This is a genomic window from Stenotrophomonas sp. GD03794, from assembly GCF_029842145.1.
GTDB classification, from domain to species: Bacteria; Pseudomonadota; Gammaproteobacteria; order Xanthomonadales; family Xanthomonadaceae; genus Stenotrophomonas; species Stenotrophomonas riyadhensis.
Map to the genome: position 1 here is coordinate 1 of NZ_JAOCFV010000010.1, position 15795 is coordinate 15795.

14 protein-coding genes are annotated in these 15795 nt (G+C 64.2%); 10 read left to right on the forward strand and 4 right to left on the reverse strand.

From position 1 onward, the window contains the following. Positions 1–343 precede the first annotated feature (343 nt). Entirely contained in the window at positions 344–1144 is an 801-nt protein-coding gene (locus N5D91_RS07740) for a DUF6708 domain-containing protein (RefSeq protein ID WP_180854502.1), read from the forward strand. A 236-nt stretch (positions 1145–1380) separates the two neighbouring features. Here the strand turns inward: N5D91_RS07740 and N5D91_RS07745 are convergent, their stop codons facing one another. Continuing rightward, positions 1381–1572, reverse strand: coding sequence for a hypothetical protein (locus N5D91_RS07745; RefSeq protein ID WP_180854501.1), 192 nt, complete (start codon positions 1570–1572; stop codon positions 1381–1383). A gap of 320 nt (positions 1573–1892) precedes the next feature. Here N5D91_RS07745 and N5D91_RS07750 point away from each other — a divergent pair, with 320 nt between their 5' ends. The 3 genes from N5D91_RS07750 to N5D91_RS07760 all read left to right on the forward strand — a co-directional run bounded on the left by N5D91_RS07750 (position 1893) and on the right by N5D91_RS07760 (position 5035). Next, positions 1893–2834: a DUF6708 domain-containing protein gene (locus N5D91_RS07750; protein ID WP_180854500.1), complete on the forward strand. Its 942-nt coding sequence runs from the start codon at positions 1893–1895 to the stop codon at positions 2832–2834. A gap of 96 nt (positions 2835–2930) precedes the next feature. After that, positions 2931–3983, forward strand: a complete 1053-nt coding sequence (locus N5D91_RS07755; RefSeq protein ID WP_180854499.1) for a DUF6708 domain-containing protein — start codon at positions 2931–2933, stop codon at positions 3981–3983. A gap of 2 nt (positions 3984–3985) precedes the next feature. Further along, positions 3986–5035, forward strand: coding sequence for a hypothetical protein (locus tag N5D91_RS07760; protein ID WP_279922664.1), 1050 nt, complete (start codon positions 3986–3988; stop codon positions 5033–5035). Between the two features lie 39 nt (positions 5036–5074). Here the strand turns inward: N5D91_RS07760 and N5D91_RS07765 are convergent, their stop codons facing one another. After that, entirely contained in the window at positions 5075–5272 is a 198-nt protein-coding gene (locus tag N5D91_RS07765; RefSeq protein ID WP_180854498.1) for a hypothetical protein, read from the reverse strand. A 51-nt stretch (positions 5273–5323) separates the two neighbouring features. Continuing rightward, positions 5324–5776, reverse strand: coding sequence for a hypothetical protein (locus tag N5D91_RS07770; RefSeq protein ID WP_153855589.1), 453 nt, complete (start codon positions 5774–5776; stop codon positions 5324–5326). Positions 5777–6276: 500 nt separating this feature from the next. Here N5D91_RS07770 and N5D91_RS07775 point away from each other — a divergent pair, with 500 nt between their 5' ends. The 6 genes from N5D91_RS07775 to N5D91_RS07800 all read left to right on the forward strand — a co-directional run bounded on the left by N5D91_RS07775 (position 6277) and on the right by N5D91_RS07800 (position 14500). Then, positions 6277–7158, forward strand: coding sequence for a M15 family metallopeptidase (locus N5D91_RS07775; protein WP_279907104.1), 882 nt, complete (start codon positions 6277–6279; stop codon positions 7156–7158). Positions 7159–7260: 102 nt separating this feature from the next. Continuing rightward, positions 7261–7521 (forward strand): PAAR domain-containing protein, encoded by a 261-nt coding sequence (locus tag N5D91_RS07780; RefSeq protein ID WP_180854496.1) that lies wholly within the window; start codon positions 7261–7263, stop codon positions 7519–7521. A gap of 42 nt (positions 7522–7563) precedes the next feature. Beyond that, positions 7564–8997 (forward strand): hypothetical protein, encoded by a 1434-nt coding sequence (locus N5D91_RS07785; RefSeq protein WP_180854495.1) that lies wholly within the window; start codon positions 7564–7566, stop codon positions 8995–8997. Between the two features lie 15 nt (positions 8998–9012). Then, positions 9013–12732, forward strand: a complete 3720-nt coding sequence (tssM, locus tag N5D91_RS07790) for a type VI secretion system membrane subunit TssM (protein ID WP_180854494.1) — start codon at positions 9013–9015, stop codon at positions 12730–12732. After that, on the forward strand, positions 12729–13712 hold the full coding sequence (tagF, locus tag N5D91_RS07795) for a type VI secretion system-associated protein TagF (protein ID WP_110712638.1): 984 nt from the start codon (positions 12729–12731) through the stop codon (positions 13710–13712). The genes tssM and tagF overlap by 4 nt, the downstream gene beginning before the upstream one ends. Positions 13713–13714: 2 nt before the next feature. After that, on the forward strand, positions 13715–14500 hold the full coding sequence (locus tag N5D91_RS07800) for an OmpA family protein (protein WP_110712637.1): 786 nt from the start codon (positions 13715–13717) through the stop codon (positions 14498–14500). Between the two features lie 51 nt (positions 14501–14551). Here N5D91_RS07800 and tssA read toward each other — a convergent pair whose 3' ends face one another. Then, entirely contained in the window at positions 14552–15613 is a 1062-nt protein-coding gene (gene tssA, locus N5D91_RS07805; RefSeq protein WP_110712636.1) for a type VI secretion system protein TssA, read from the reverse strand. Between the last annotated feature and the right edge of the window lie 182 nt (positions 15614–15795).

Sequence of the window (15795 nt, forward strand, 5' to 3'; positions counted from 1 at the left end):
GCCAGAGTGAAGAGCTACTGCGCGCGCTTCAATCTACGGCTCAACAGGGGCAATTGATGGCAAGTGCGCGGGCGGCGCCGTTACTGATAGCGGAAAGGTCCAGGGCAGTTGCCGATGCGCCTATGGTGGCGCGCGCGGGCGCAGGTATCATCCAAGCAATGGAAGTTGCTAGAGCACAGCTGAAGATCGCCCGGCGAAGAGGATTGACGTGTATACAGGTTGGCTGACGAAATTCAGGACAAACAGGCCGATTGATGCGATTGAGCGACTGGAGAGGCTGCCGCGGGAGCGAGAAGAATGTTGCTCTGAGCGGCACTGTGTAATCAGTATTAATTCCACTTACATGGATGTAATCGATCGCCGCTATCGTTTGAGAGGCATGGTTGGTACAACGGTTGCAACGTTGGTATGTAGTGCGATGGCGCTGTTTGGTCTTTGGATGCTTTCTTTCTGGGTGCCAAACGCTCGGCCGGATGGCGTCTATGATTGGCGGGTCGCCGCTGTGTTTCTTTTGATCTTTGTTGGTCAGTGGCCCTTGGTTTGTTGGCTCACCTTTGGGCGAGATTTTTTTTCCTACAAGTACTATCCAATCAGGTTTAATCGACGCACGCGGATGGTGCATGCTTTCGTTGGAGGTGGAGACGGAGGCGTAATCAGCGTCCCTTGGGAAGATGCGTACTTTCACTTGGGTCACGGGGATCGTGAGAAGTACTTGCGTGATATTCGAGTGCACCTAATGGACGGTGATGTAGTGCGCCGCACTTTCGCCGTTGGTCACTACTTTGACGATGAGAAGAAGGTGAGGGAGATATGGGAGTTCATCCGGCGTTACATGGATGAGGGGCCGGAGCATTTGATTGGCCCTGTGGCACCGCGGCGATTGAACCTCTCCGTGGCAGATTCCTGGAAGAATTGCTATTTGACCGTGGTTATAAGCCTTGGTGAGTCCCTCCTTCAGTTGAGATGGCTGCTTATGCCTTTCCTCATTCCTCTGATAGCGTGCCGCTGGCTTGTACTCAAAAGTAGCAAAGCGCCCACCTGGCCAGCGTATGTCAGGAAGGAATCAATGATTGACGCAGATGACCCGAACCTTTGGCGAGAGCCTGACTATGTCGGCCAGTTCCATGAAGGTGAACGCTTCTGAACGAAATGCGGCGGCGTCTTCTTGCGAAGATGGGGGGCTCTCGTCGGCTGGCATTTGCGACGCCTCTATCGGCCGGATACACAACCATCTTCCTTCCCGCCCAAGCCGCAAGCTCTCATTGCGCCTCGGTTGGGAGCGTGAGCTTCCGGCCTGGCGCCCTTCCTGCCCACTCGCAGAAGTCCATCGCGTCCTGCCATTTCACTCCGGCGGCAGCCTTGAGGTCGGCACGCTACAGATCAGCGTCGATTTTCGACGTGCGCACCCCACGATCGGCCAGCAGCGTCTGTGAAGGCATCAAAATCCGCAATCGACACTTTGTGGGCCATGCTCGAGAAGCCGTCCAGCGTGATCCTCCGGAGGACGTCATCATTCATTGCACCGCAGTAGGGCAGCTTGTCTTCGTTGTGCACGGGGACAAAGTCGCCCATGAGGAACGAACCATAGGTCCGCCATGATTTTCTGCTGCATGGTTGCACCGGAGCCGCACTTCGCCGCGGATGAGAGTGCTTCCCCTCAGGCGGATGCGGATGCAGTGAACGGCAGGATGGCCAACAGAGCTGCGGTCTGGAGCGAGAGCGTGAACATGAGAGATTTCATTGACCCAGTCCCGCACGCTGGCGCGCCTGCCCAGCCAACTCATCCAAACCGGGCACGGTGCGCACTTGGGCAGCCCTCGCGATGACGCCACGAAGCCACCCAGTAACTCAATCCCGTGTCATGCTCACCGGGGACGCTGAAAGGAGATTCGATGTTCACCGGATGGATGCGGGAGTTTCCCCTGGGCCGTGGGCTTTCTCCACATGAGGACGCCACGCGTTTCGATGCCCATAACCCCCAATCCGTGACGCCTGCCGAGCGCGCCTGCCTGGTCCGCTTCAACTCGACCTACATCGATCTGATCGATCGTCGTTTCCGGCTGCGCGGCATGGTATCGACCACCGTGGTCCTGCTTGGCACGCTGGGGCTGTTCCTGCTTGGTTTCTTTCTTCTCTTCACTGTGGTCATCCCCAACCTTGAGGGAGACGGCTGGGACTGGGTGATGTATGCGATGGTGGCTGCGTGCGTGATCGGCGCCCCAGCACTGTTCTGGCATATCACCCTTCGATACGAGTTCTTCACCTACGTCTGGTACCCGACGAGATTCAATCGGCGTAACCGCACGGTCTACTTCTTCACCGGCGGGAAGGAGGGAGCCGTATCCGTCCGTTGGGATGAGGCCGTGTTCTACATCGGGCGAGGAACCAGCGAGGAGTTCCTGCGTGATCTGCGTTGCAGCATCATTGAGGATCACGTCGTCAAGCGGACCTTCGCTGTCGGCCACTACTTCGATGACGAGCAGAAGATACGGGCGATCTGGGAGTTCCTTCGTCGCTACATGGAGGACGGTCCTGCAGAAGTGGTCGACACTATCGACGGTAGGCAGATGAACCTGTCCGTGGTGCCTTCATTGCGCAACTGCTATCTGTTTGTGGTGGCCAGCCTCGGGCCAGCCATGCTGAGTGCCCGATTCATCCTGATGCCGCTGCTGTTGCCCCTGGTGTTCTGCCGGTGGCTGGTCCTGCGATCCTGTCGCATGCCTGTTTGGCCGCAGTGGGTAGAGGAGGCGTGTGCGGTTGATGCGGATGATTCACTTGGACTGGTCGAGACGGACGTCATGGCACAGGAGCAGGCCGTTGCATCATCTACTTGATCGAGCGCTCGTCAGGATGATTGTCGATCAACGCAGAGCGCGGCAGCGGGTGCCGTCCAGCTGCGACTTCGCTTTCATGCGCAGGGAGGATGGGCGATGAGCCAGTTCGCCGGCTGGCTTACCCAGCGGTATCGCAATAATCGTCCCCTTGCCGAGTACGAAAGGGCTGCCGATGTGCGTCATTTCGACTCATCCACGTTTGTCCCGATTGATAAGGGAATCATCGCCATTGATGATGATTGCATCGAGTATGTTGATCGTCATTTCTTGTATCGAGGTTGGGCGCTGATGGGGGCGAGCGTCTTCATCATGCTGGGGCTGTTGTTCGTCATTGCGATCCTGCACGCAACTTCATCGCTGGTTGATCGGACTGGGCCGCTCGAATCGAATGAGGTGTATGCAATCGCAGGCTTGATCGCCCTCGTTCTTGCATTCTTGGCGTTCATTCTATGGAAGATGCTCTTCCGGGATATCCTGCGTTATAGGTACTACCCCATCCGCTTTGATCGCGCTACGCGTCAGGTGCACGTCTTCACGGGTGGGCGCAGCAAGGTGGTGTCGGCGCCCTGGTCGGATGTCCACTTCATCATCGGCAGGGACAAGCCTGCGGGACCCGGCGAGGACTACACCTACGATCTCAGGGGCCTGGTGATGCGCGGCGATCAGGTGGTCCACACCTTCGCAGTCGGGTCGGATTGCGGCTCCAACCCCGCCGTCGTGCTCGCGCACTGGGAAATGATCCGGCGTTTCATGGAAGAGGGGCGTTCCGCGCTCCCGTTCCCGCCGTTGCAGCTCTACACCTCGGTAGCGCCGAGCTTCCGCAATGCATTCATCATTCATGTGTCTTCGGCCGGCTCAGGGCTGATGTGGATCGCGCTGCCGCTCACCTTGCCCTGGGCACTGTTCCGCTTCCTGGCGATGAAGCTGTGCCGCAAGCCAGTCTGGCCCGCGTCCATCGTCAGGGGCACGGCGGCTTCTTCGGGTACGCCGCCACTCCGCGCCCCTGGCGTGTACGGGCGGGTCGATCATGCGGAAGGGCGCGCGGAGAAGATGGAGCACTTCTGGAAGGAGTCGATAGCTGCAGCGAAGGCCCGGAACGATGAGGTGGGGCATCAGCTGAAGGAACGTGCGGCTGAGAGGGAGAGATGAAGGTGTCCGGATTCAAGGTGCTCCCAGGCCAGAACGGGCACTGGGGGCATTTCCTGCAGGAGGTGGGTCTGCCGGGGCGGGCGTCCACGAGCCCTGGTCGTGCGGTTCAGTGGATTGACGAGAGCTCCCTGGTGTTCGCAGGCTGGAAGCGACCCTCGAATCGGGGCTTTCTGTTCGTCCTGTCACTGGTCGCGTCGTTACCACTCATCAGTATGGCGATCAACGTGGCTTTGACGATCGAGAGCTGGGCGCAGGGCTGGCCGCATTTGATTCTGCTGGTCACCTTGTATGCTGGCGGGGCGATCGGTTGTCTGGCGTCGGTCTGTCATCTGTATCGCAAGCCTGCTGAGCCGCCGGTGGTACTCAGTCGCCGGCTTGGAAAGTTCTACTACTGGGTGGACACGAAAAGAGGCTGGGTAAGTCTGGATTACGATGCTGCGGTACCCATCAGCAGGAGAGATCTCGTCCGTGGCAAACATGGCTCCACGCCAGTCCAGGTACTCGCTGTTGTTGAGTTGACGCCAGGCAGTCGCCAGATCGACAAGTTCCTGCCCCTGTCGGAGCCGGAGCTCAACGACGCAGGTCCCGAAGAGCTTTGGGAGTTCATTCGTCATTACATGAACGGGAATATGCGAACGCTTCCTCAGGTTGCCTTCGCTCCGACGACGGGTGGAGTGCAGGCGGATCTGGCACGGATGGAGCGGCTCGTCTTCGATCCCTGGATTGATCCTGACCATCGTGTCAAAGGGCTTTCCGGCTGGTTGTCTGTCCTGTTTCTCGGCAGCCTCATGTTCTGGTTCGAGCTGGCGGGATTCTGGCTGCTGCGTCACGCACCTCGTGTTGCGTGGCCCGACGCCCTGGCCAGCGAGCTGGACTCCCTGACGATGAAGGCACCACTCAACCGGAGCGCATGCTCACAGCAGCGGACAAGCGAGGAACGGGCGCCACGCTTATGGGTCCGCTGGCTGCTGCCGGCATTGTTCAATGCAGTGATCGTGCTCGCGCCGATGGTTCTGCTGGCGCTTCTGCCGTGGACCTCCGGCAACGCCTGATACTCAACCCATGGGGGCTGGACCGGAAGCTCTACCCGGCTAGTGCGTAGCAACGTAGTACACCGTGAAGATGAGCAGCGCCATGGAGCCCAGCAGCGGACTGATCGCCAACCAGCGCTTCGTCTTGGATTGCCAGCGCGAGAAGCGTGCAAGGTAGTGAAAAACCGAGTGCGAGACGAGGCTGAGAAGGCCAAGCACCAACGCAATGTAGACAAGGCTTATCGGTTCGATCTTCACGGGCATTCGTCATCGCTGCGTCGGGCACGGCCCGACGCCGCAGGAGACCAACTACATCGCCGGGCAGGCCGGGTCCTTGCCGCTCACGGCGGCGCAGATCCGCCGGCGGCAATCCACGCCCTTCAGCGAGGTCGGGCTGGGGCAGCTGCGCAGCTGGGCCTGGATGTTCGACTCGGTCGACGCGGATTTCTTGCTGGCCACGCGCTCGAAGGCGGCACGCTCGTCCTCGGTGCGCTTGCGCTGGTCGGCCTCGATCTGCGCGATCAGGTCATCCATGCTCTGCGGCTGGGTACTGGCCTTCGCCTTGCCCTTGGCCTTGTCTTCTTCCTTGATGATGCCGAGCAGGGTGCCGAGCAGGTTTTCATCGCCCTTGCCCTGAGTGCCGGCCCGCGGCGCCTCGCGCGTGCTGCGTGACGCTGCTGCAGGGCTGCGCGCGCTGGTGCCTGTTGTTGCCGTGGCGGGGGCGGCGACTGCCGCGGCTGCATCAGCAGGTGCGGGCGCCATGCTCTCTGCGGGTGCAGGTAGCGCGGGCTCACCCACTGCAGGCGGCGCATCCACGATCATGGCCGCACCGTCGCGTGATGACGTGGCGGGGATATCCGGGTGCCCCGTTGCGTGAGCCGGATCCGGGGCCAGCGAATACTCGCTGGGCTCGGGGTAATCGGCGCTGCCGGAGAGGCCCCACGCAGCAAGCCCGGCAATTGCGACAACGGCGGCGCCGATGCCCAGCCATAGCCCGAGGCGACGGGTGCCACCAGACGATACACGCGCAGCACGAGGCGACGCGGTTGCCTGCCGGCCCTCCATGTCTGCCAGAATACGGCCCGCATTGGGGGCCTGGCCTTTGGTCTGCGCTCCCCCTGAGAGCAGACTTGGCCGGTTGATTCCGCCATTATTCAAGTGCTTCCAGCCCTTGGTTTGAGTCGGCATCTGCCGAAGCGAATTTTCGCATTCTTAGTGAAAGCGGTTGGGGCGTCAACCAGATCGCGTGTCAGGGAGGACCAGTGTTGCCAATCGTGGTTGCAGCCATTGCCGTCGTGCTGCTTGTGGCACTGGTGTGCTGGGTGTTGTTGTTCCCTGAGACGGTGGAGTCGCTGCACCAGGCGTTGGCGCGCCGGTTCGGCGGATTCCGGCGCAGGGCCGGGCGGGTCGGTGACAAGGTCGGTCACGGCGTCACGCGGGTGCGCAGTGGGGTTCGTGAAGAAGCCGGTGCGGCGCATAGCGCGATCCGGCGCCATTGGCCGATTCTGGCAATTGCCACGGCCGCTCTGGTGATTCCTCCAATTGTGATACTGGTCACGCGCCAGACGGTGGTGCTGGAAGATTTTCGCGGCGATGATCTGGCGGAATCCAGTTCGATGGTGGCCCAGCTGTTGCGTGGCGAGCGACTGACCCCGCCGCCGCCGCCGCCGCCGGAGGTGTTCACGACCGCCGAGGTGCGTCGTTTGCGGCCTGAAATTGTCACGGCGGACCGCAAGTGGAACCAGATCGATGCGGATCTGCAGCAGCGCGTGCTGGCCATCTACGAGGTGATGCGGCGCCAGTATGGCTACGAGATGGTGCTGATCGAGGGCTATCGCAGCCCTGAGCGCCAGGCCGAGTTGATGGCCGGAGGCAAGGCGACACGGGCCGGTGCGTGGCAGAGCTGCCATCAGTATGGCCTGGGCGTGGACAGCGCCCCGATCCGTGACGGCAAGCTGCAGTGGGACATGAATGATGAGTGGACCAAGCGCGGCTACTTCCTGTACGGCGAACTGGCTGAACAGGCAGGGCTGGACTGGGGCGGCAACTGGCGCAGCATCAAGGACTATGTTCACGTGGAAATGACATCCCGCTGCCGCGCGGCGCGTGCGGCCAAGCGTGAAGAGCTGTCACGCCAAGGGTGATAACCACACGGTGGTGCTGGTATGGTTATGGCGATGATCTGGGTCGCCGGGGCACAGGGGGCGATGGAGCGCCAGGTCACACAGGATCAAGGAGCATGATGGATGGCACGACCATTTATTGTCGTTGGTGACAAGCTCAGCCACGGTGGCAGCGTGGTGGCAGGCACTGGCGAGACCGACATCAATGGCAAGCCGGTGGCGCGCGTGGGTGACCGTGCCGTGTGCGCGATGCATGGCGCGACCACGATCGTCAGTGGTGACGCAACCGTCATGATCGACGGCCAACCGGTGGCGCGCGACGGTGACCGTACCGGATGCGGGGCGACATTGGTGGCTTCGCAGGCCGCTACCGGCCTGCGCTGATCGGCGCGGTCGACGGGAGCAGCGCATGGAGCAGGGCAACTGATGGCAGGATGGCTGGGCAAGGCAGCGTCGGTGGTGATGGTGTTCATCGCTACCTGGGGCGCGACGATTCTCTATTGGCGCAACAGCGGCACGGTACCGACCGGCATGCAGATGCTGGCCTACCTGGGCCTGCTGCCTGTTGGGCTGAGCAGCGCAGGCTTCATGCTGCGCGGCGCTGTGCGCCGTGGCGCAGAATCGGCGCTGGACAAGGCCACGTCTGATGACGCCAAGGCGGGAGCTGCAAAGCAGGAGGCGACCGATCCGCAGTCCGCTGCGCCGCCTTCGGTCGCGCTGCTTGCCGGCACCCTTCGGTTGGGCGTGGATCTGGATGCGCCGGCGCTGCTGGCGACGGCTGCGGCGCCACCGCGCCCTTCGCTGGATGGGCGCTTCCGTGACAACTACAACCTGCCGGTGCGGATGAGCGCGGCCCAGGATCTGGACGAGTTCGAGGTCGTGCAGGCGCGCCAGGATGGCATCGACACGGCGGCGCATGAACGCCGCGCACTGGCGTTGCTGCGACCGGTGCTGGAAGAGCTGCTGGAAACCGTGTTCACGGTGCTGCCGGAGATCGTGGCCTCTGAGGAAGTGGTGGTGGCAGGGCTGCGTCGTCGCGACGAACAGCGCGTGGAGAACGTACTCAGCATCGAGCTTCTGGTGCCCGGCAGCTGGTCCGATCCGCTGCGCCACTGGGCACAGGACTGGCTGCTGGAGCAGGCGCGCCTGGCGGGCCTGGATGCGCGCCGCTTCGATGTGCGCGTCACCACGCTGGATGGCGCCCGCGAAGTCTGGCCGCATCTGCAGCGGGTGATCGATGCGCTGTCGACGGGGCAGCCGCGCTGGCACCTGGTGCTGGCGGCCACCTCCTTCATCGATTCCGCGCTCGTCGCGGCCTGGCAGGCCTCGGGCGTGCTGGCGACCGCGCAGAATCCCGATGGCCGGGTGCCGGGCGAAGGCGCCGCCGGCGTGCTGCTGTCCAGCCGGGCGCTGGCGCACGACGGGGCCGGCCGCGTGTGGCGCCCGCAACTGGTGCGTGCCGAACAGATCGAAGCGCAGCGCCCGGCCGAGCAGCGCCGGCAGCTGGCGGCGTTGGCCACGCACTGGCATGCCTCCCTCGGCCAGGCGCCGGCGCAGGCGCAGTTCGTGCTGCACGATGCCGATCACCGCGGCGACCTGATGGTCGATGCCGCTGCCATCGCCGCGACGCTGGCGCCCGACCTCGATTTCAGTCCGCAGAGCCTGGCGCTGGCGATCAGTGCCGGCGAGCTGGGGCCGGTGCTGCCGATCGCCCAGCTGGCGCTGGCCCATGCACAACTCCAACGCCAGGTCGAACCGGTGTTGCTGCTCGGCGTTGCCGACAACCAGCAGCGCCTGTTCGGCCTGGTCGACCCTCTTCCTTCCCCGACGCTGCCGGCCGATGCGCCGTCGGCCTCCTGACCCCTGGATCCCTGCATGAGTTTGAGCAATTTCAGCTACTACCTGCGCGACTACCGTCTGTGGATGGTGATCGGCCTGGTCGGCGCCGCTGCGCTGGCCCACTACGGTGAAGCCGAAGCGCGGCAGATAGGCATCTGGGTGGCCGTCGTGCTGGCAGGCCTGCTGCTGCTGGCGCTGCTGGTCTGGGGCATCAAGCGGATCCTCGCGCGGCGTGCGGCCAAGCGGGTGGAGGCGATGGTCAAGGATGAGGCGGACAAGGCGGTGGCCTCGTCGCAGCCGGCGCAGCGCGCCGATACCGAGGCGCTGCGCACCCGCATGATGGATGCGGTCAAGCAGATCAAGTCCTCGCGGATGGGCGTGCTGAAGGGCAACGCCGCGCTGTACGAGCTGCCGTGGTACGTGATCATCGGCAATCCCGCGGCCGGCAAGAGCACGGCCATCCTCAACTCCGGGCTGCAGTTCCCGTTCGAGGACAACCGCGGCAACGTGGTGCAGGGCATCGGCGGCACCCGCAACTGTGACTGGTACTTCACCACCAATGGCATCGTGCTCGATACCGCCGGCCGTTACTCGGTCAGCGTCGAGGACCGCATGGAATGGCTGACCTTCCTCGGCCTGCTGAAGAAGAACCGTCCACGCGCGCCGATCAACGGCGTGATCATCGCCGCCAGCCTGGCCGAGCTTTCCGGCAGCAAGCCGGAATTCGCGATCGAGCTGGCCAAGAACCTGCGCCAGCGCGTGCAGGAAATCACCGAGCGGCTGGAAGTGTTCGCGCCGGTCTACGTGCTGTTCACCAAGGCTGACCTGATCGCCGGCTTCAGCGAATTCTTCCGCAACCTGGACCCGGGCGAGCGCGAGCACGTGTGGGGCGCGACGCTGCCGTTCGACGTACAGCAGCAGGGCGATGCACTGGCAGCCTTCGACAGCCACTTCGATGAGCTGGCCGAAGGCATCAAGGAAATGAGCCTGACCCACATGGCGATGCAGCGTGGCCGCGAGGTGTCGCCGGGCCTGCTGTCGTTGCCGCTGGAGTTCGTCGGCATCAAGCCGGCGCTGCGTACGTTCATCGCCACGCTGTTCGAAGACAATCCGTACCAGTTCAAGCCGGTGTTCCGCGGCTTCTACTTCTCCAGCGCGCTGCAGGAAGGGCGCTCGGTGCACCATGCTTCCGAGCGTGTCGGCCGCCAGTTCAACCTGGAGCGCGGCTCCAATGTCGATGAAGCGCCGACCGGCCACACCGCGTTCTTCCTCAAGGATCTGTTCCGCAAGGTGATCTTTGCTGACAAGGAGCTGGTGCGGCAGTATTCCAGCCCCCATCAGAACCGCCTGCGCTATGGCGTGTTCCTCGGCGCGGTAGGTGTGCTGGCGTTGGCGCTGGGCCTGTGGACCTGGTCGTATACGACCAATGCGCAGCTGGTGGCCAATGCGACCAAGGATCTGGACCAGGCCGTGCGGGTGCAGAAGGACCGCATGGACCTGAAGTCGCGCATCGACGCGCTGCTGCTGCTGCAGGACCGCATGGAGCAGCTGGACCGTTACGGCAAGGAGGGCGGCATCACCACCCACCTCGGCCTGTACCAGGGCACGGCGATCCGCGAGAAGCTGCTGCGTGAGTACAACCACGGCATGCAGCAGGTGATGCTGGCCCCCACCGTATCGAACCTGGAGAACTACCTGGGCCAGGTGGTAGCCGAGCGCGACAAGCTGGGGCAGGGCAACAGTACCGCCGCCGAGAGCGAAGTGCTGTACCAGAATGCCTCGCCGACCAGCACCAACGATGCCTACAACGCGCTCAAGACCTACCTGATGCTGGGTAATCCCAAGTACGTGGAAGGCGCGCACCTGTCGCAGCAGCTGACCCTGTTCTGGCGCACCTGGCTGGAGGCCAACCGCGGCCAGATGAGCCGCGAGGAAATGGTCCGCGCGGCCGAGAAGCTGATGACGTTCTACGTGGCGCAGGCCGGCAAGCCGAGCTGGCCGCAGGTGCAGAACAAGGTCACCCTGGTCTCCGATACGCGCCAGGCGCTGGGGCAGGTGATGAAGGGCCAGCCGGCGATGGAGCGCGTGTATGCACAGATCAAGGCGCGGGCCGGCGCACGTTTCGGTACCACCACGGTCGACAGCCTGGTGGGTGTCGAGCGCAATGGCCGCCTGATCAACGGCAGCTACGCCATTTCCGGCGCCTTCTCGCGCAAGGCGTGGGAGGAGTATGTGCAGGATGCGATCAAGGAGGCGGCCAATACCCAGCTGAGCACCACCGACTGGGTACTGGGCACCACCGAGCAGAGCGACCTGTCACTGGCTGGCAGCCCGGAGCATGTCTCGCGCGAGCTGGTGAACATGTACAAGAACGACTACGCCCGCGAGTGGACCAAGTTCCTGCAGGGCCTGAGCGTGGCGGAGTTCAGCACCTTCGACGAGGCTGTCGGTCGTATCAACAAGCTGGGCGACGCCAGCAACTCGCCGTTGCGCATGCTGCTGGAGCGCATCAACGAGGAGACGGTGTGGGACAACCCGCAGGCGCTGGCACGCTCCAGCAAGGCGCGCAAGGGCTTCGTGGCCTGGTTCCAGCGCACCATCCTGCGCAAGGACCCGGCGGCGACGGCGGCGGCGCAGCCGGTCGGCCCGATCGGCAAGGCCTTTGAAGGCATCGCGCGGCTGACCAGCGAGCGCGGCGACCAGCCTGCCGTCATCACCGCGTACTTCGAGACGCTGGCCAAGCTGCGTGCCCGCCTTAACGCGATCAAGAGCCAGGGCGAAATCGGTGTCGGCACCCGCAAGCTCATGCAGGACACCTTCAGCAACGAGGGTTCGGAGCTGAGCGTGGGCCTGGCACTGGTGGACGAGCAGGTGCTGACCGGGCTGGACGAGAAGCAGCGCGAGGCACTGCGTCCGCTGCTGCTGCGACCGCTGACCCAGACCTTCAGCACGCTGATCGCGCCGACCGAGGATGAGGTCAACAAGACCTGGAAGGCGCAGGTCTACGATCCGTTCAAGGCGCGCATCGGCCAGCAGTACCCGTTCAACCTCAACTCCGATGTGGATGCGGCACCCAGTGACATTGCCGGTATCTTCGGCGCCAGCGGCAGCATCGCCGCCTTCAACAAGGAGGCACTGGGGACGCTGGTGATCCAGCGCGGTCCGCTGCTGGAGACCCGGCGCTGGGCCGGGCAGGGCGTGAACCTGTCGGCCGAGCTGGTGGCCAACTATGGCAACTGGGTGAGCGGTTCGGCGGCTGGTGCGGCGCAGGACACCACGATCTTCGAGATCCTGCCGGCCCCGGCAGCCGGTGCGCTGGAGTACACCATCGAGATTGATGGCCAGGTGCTGCGCTACCGCAATACGCCGCCGCAGTGGACCACCATGCAGTACCCGAACGTCGGCCAGGTGCCGGGCGTGAAGATCACGGCGGTGACCGGCGATGGCAGGACGGTGGAAGTGTTCAGTGCGCCGGGCTCGAACGGCGTCAACCGCCTGATGTCGGCCGGCCAGGTCGAGCGCCTGGATGATTCCAGCCGCATCACCTGGACGGGCAATGGCGTGTCGGTTCCGGTCGAGATGCGCATCGTGCGCCGCGCCGGTGAAGCGGCGCAGGGTGGCGGTGATTGGCAGCGCGGCCTGCAGTTGCCCGAACGGGTAGCCGGTGGCGAACCCGGCGCACCGGCGGTGCCCGCTGCCGCGCCGCCGGCGACACCGGCCCCGGCCCCGGCCCCGGCCGCTGGAGGTGCCCGATGAGCCGCGTGGTCAGCGCAGGTGTGTCGTACTTTGGCAAGGTGCCATCGCGTGGCGATTTCGTGCGTGCGGCCGACAACCATCAGTTGCTGGGCTGGCTGGATCGCTGGGCCGGCGAAAGCCTGGAGCTGCTGAGCCAGAGCCCGGACTGGAAGCAGCGCTACGACGAAGCACCGGAGATCCACTACGCCTTCCTTGGCTCGCGCAGCAAGATGGTGTTGTGCGGTCACTTCCTGGCCAGCCGCGATGCGTCCGAGCGACGCTTCCCGCTGCTGTCGGCGCTGCGCCTGGATGCACCGGAACCGCTGCCGTTCATCGGCCGCAGCCCGCTGGCGATGTCCAACGCGTGGTCGGGCCTGGCCCGTCTCGCCCGCCAGGCCTACCAGGACAGTGATGCCGCACAGGCACTGGCGCAGCTGGCCGACGCGCGTTTCAGCATCAGCACCGATCCCGGTGACTACAACGGCAGCTTCCAGGATTTCCTGGAGAACACCACGGTCGCCGACCTCGAGCAGCGCCTGCGCGATTCCGGCCATGGTGACGTGGCGCTGCGCCAGGTGCTGCCGGCCCTGGGCCTGCTGCTGCAGCCGGTGCTCAGCGGCGGTGACGTCAACATCGACAAGGCACTGGTGTTCCCACTGGTCCGCGATCCCGCCTATCGCCCGCTGGTGGCGGCATTCTGGCTCGACCTGCTGTCCAGCTTCGTCGCCCGCGGTGATTTCGAACTGGCCGTGCTGATCCGCAATGATGCCGCGCCGAGCATGATCGTCGGCTTCAACGGCGCCGACCGCCAGGTGCTGCGCGCGGTGCTGGATCCGGCCGAGGCCGGCGACTTCCTGATCCGCATCCAGCACTCGGAATGGGTGGACGACTACCTGCGCGGCGACTACAACCTCAACCGCTTCGGCAGCTTCCTCGACCGTGACGACCTGGCCCTGGCCACCGCACGCAAGCTGTTCGGCGAGACTTTCCTGGGAACCTGACGATGCGCCTGTGCAATTCTCTTTCTCTCGTGCTGCCGCTGCTGCTGGCCGTCGCGCCACTGTCGGCGCAGAACGCGCCGGCTGCAGCCCAGGCGACCACGGAGCGCCCGGTGGTGATCGAAGGCGTGGTGCCTGACCAGGCAACCAAGGCCAAGCTGCTCAACAACCTGCGCGCGGTCTATGGGGCCGATCGCGTTGTCGACCGCGTCCAGGTCGAGACCATCGCCACGCCGCCGAACTGGGGCGATTACGTATCCGGCATGATCAACCCTGGCCTGAAGCGGGTGTCGCCCGGCAAGCTGGAAGTGAACGGCCAGGCCGTGAAGATCAGCGGTGAGGTCGGCAACGAGGCCCTGCGCCAGCAGGTCGCCAGTGACCTGAGCCTGGCCAGCAACACCAGCTACACGGTCACCAACGCGCTGAAGGTGGGATCGCAGCAGAACGTGCTGGACCAGACCCTGGCCAACCGCATCATCGAGTTCCAGAGTGGCAGCGCCCGCCTCACGCCGTTCGGCATGAGCATCCTCGACGAGATGGTGGCCAAGATGGCGCAGATGCCCGACAGCCGCTTCCTGATCATCGGCCACACCGACAACGTCGGCCAGCGCGAGTCCAACCTGACCCTGAGCCACGCGCGTGCGCTGGCGGTGAAGAACTACATGATGTCCAAGGGCATCCCGGGCAGCCATATGGACGTGCTGGGCAAGGGGCCTGATGAGCCGGTGGCGGACAACACCAGCAACGATGGCCGCGCGCGCAACCGTCGCATCGAATTCAAGATCCAGTAACCGCGCGGAGAGCGGGCCAGGCCCGCTCTCCGCTCGATGGCCCGGAAGCGCTCAGTCTTCCGGGTTCACGTCCAGCATCTCTTCCATCTGCTCCAGCGTGCCATGGTCCTTGATGACCCGCTTGAGCCACACGTGCAGCGGCATTTCGCCCCAGCGCGCGGCTTTCTCGGCCAGATAGGCCACGGGGCTGTGCGGTTCGGTACGACGGAAGAACTCGGCCACCTGGCGCAACTGCTGCAGGGCTTCCTTGCGTGAACCCGGAGCACCGGCCGGCCCACGCGGGGCGGCGCTGACCGGCGCCGGGTCGAATGCCGGGGCATCCGCGGCGAAGTCGGTGCCGCTGAACGTGTCCTCTGCCGGCCCGGTCTCGCCATCGAGCAGCACGCCCGCCTCGCGCGCGAAGCGCAGTACGGTGCGCTGCAGATGCTCGAGCTGCTCGCGGACCGCGCTGAAGCTGGGGCCATCCAGGCCGAGCCGGTTGTCGACCGCAGCCTGCAGCTCGGCCAGTGCCTGGCTGCAGTCCGGCAGGTCATCGGCCAGCTGGCGATAGAACCCGTGCTGGGTATCGCGGCGGGCGGCATTGAGGATGTCCAGTCCGGGGCGGCCGTCATCGTCCTCGCTGCTGTTGGCGCGGGCATGGGCGTGCTCGAAATCGGCCAGGCTGAAGCGGCCCTGGGGGGCGACGATGATCGGCACCGCCCGCAGCCACTGCAGCGAATTGGTCAGCAGCCAGCTGAGGTTGCCGATACGTTCCTCGAAGTCGCCGTCCGGTGCCTGTGGATGCACCTCTTCCCAGAACCGGTCGCACAGGCCGGCGGTGACCCGGTAGCCCGCGGCCAGGCCCTGGAATCCCTCCAGCTGGGTTGCGGCCTCGCTGAGCCAGCCAGCCAGCCGCAGATCCTTGGTCCGGGTCTGCAGCAGATCGTTGGCATCGCGCAGTACGCTGCTCCAGTCGGCGTACTTGATGTCGGTCTGCCACGCGCCCTGGTCCAGGGTCGGGTCGTCGGCACGACGGTTTTCGATGATCCGATCGAACTCGGCCGAGAATGACAGGTCTTCACCGGTCGGGGCGTGTTCGGAAATCGGGGCCAGCAGGGCTTCCTGATCCAGCATGGCAGGTCTCGTTGGGGACTGTGGTCGATTCTAGCGGTTGAATGTGAACGCGGTTACGGGATGAGGGAAAGTCACGGGGGCTGAATACGGCATTCCGTCAGTTATGTGACGGAGAACGCAGTTCATTGCCCGATCTTGCGCCGTGATTTTGACGAACACCACGATCTGGTAGATTTATTGGC

Bases quoted from the DNA above. Each gene is read 5' to 3' on its own strand.
- N5D91_RS07740 (WP_180854502.1), top strand. From the start codon at position 344: ATGGATGTAATCGATCGCCGCTATCGTTTGAGAGGCATGGTTGGTACA.
- N5D91_RS07745 (WP_180854501.1), bottom strand. From the start codon at position 1,572: ATGGGCGACTTTGTCCCCGTGCACAACGAAGACAAGCTGCCCTACTGC.
- N5D91_RS07750 (WP_180854500.1), top strand. From the start codon at position 1,893: ATGTTCACCGGATGGATGCGGGAGTTTCCCCTGGGCCGTGGGCTTTCT.
- N5D91_RS07755 (WP_180854499.1), top strand. From the start codon at position 2,931: ATGAGCCAGTTCGCCGGCTGGCTTACCCAGCGGTATCGCAATAATCGT.
- N5D91_RS07770 (WP_153855589.1), bottom strand. From the start codon at position 5,776: ATGGCGCCCGCACCTGCTGATGCAGCCGCGGCAGTCGCCGCCCCCGCC.
- N5D91_RS07780 (WP_180854496.1), top strand. From the start codon at position 7,261: ATGGCACGACCATTTATTGTCGTTGGTGACAAGCTCAGCCACGGTGGC.
- N5D91_RS07785 (WP_180854495.1), top strand. From the start codon at position 7,564: ATGGCAGGATGGCTGGGCAAGGCAGCGTCGGTGGTGATGGTGTTCATC.
- tssM (WP_180854494.1), top strand. From the start codon at position 9,013: ATGAGTTTGAGCAATTTCAGCTACTACCTGCGCGACTACCGTCTGTGG.
- tagF (WP_110712638.1), top strand. From the start codon at position 12,729: ATGAGCCGCGTGGTCAGCGCAGGTGTGTCGTACTTTGGCAAGGTGCCA.
- N5D91_RS07800 (WP_110712637.1), top strand. From the start codon at position 13,715: ATGCGCCTGTGCAATTCTCTTTCTCTCGTGCTGCCGCTGCTGCTGGCC.
- tssA (WP_110712636.1), bottom strand. From the start codon at position 15,613: ATGCTGGATCAGGAAGCCCTGCTGGCCCCGATTTCCGAACACGCCCCG.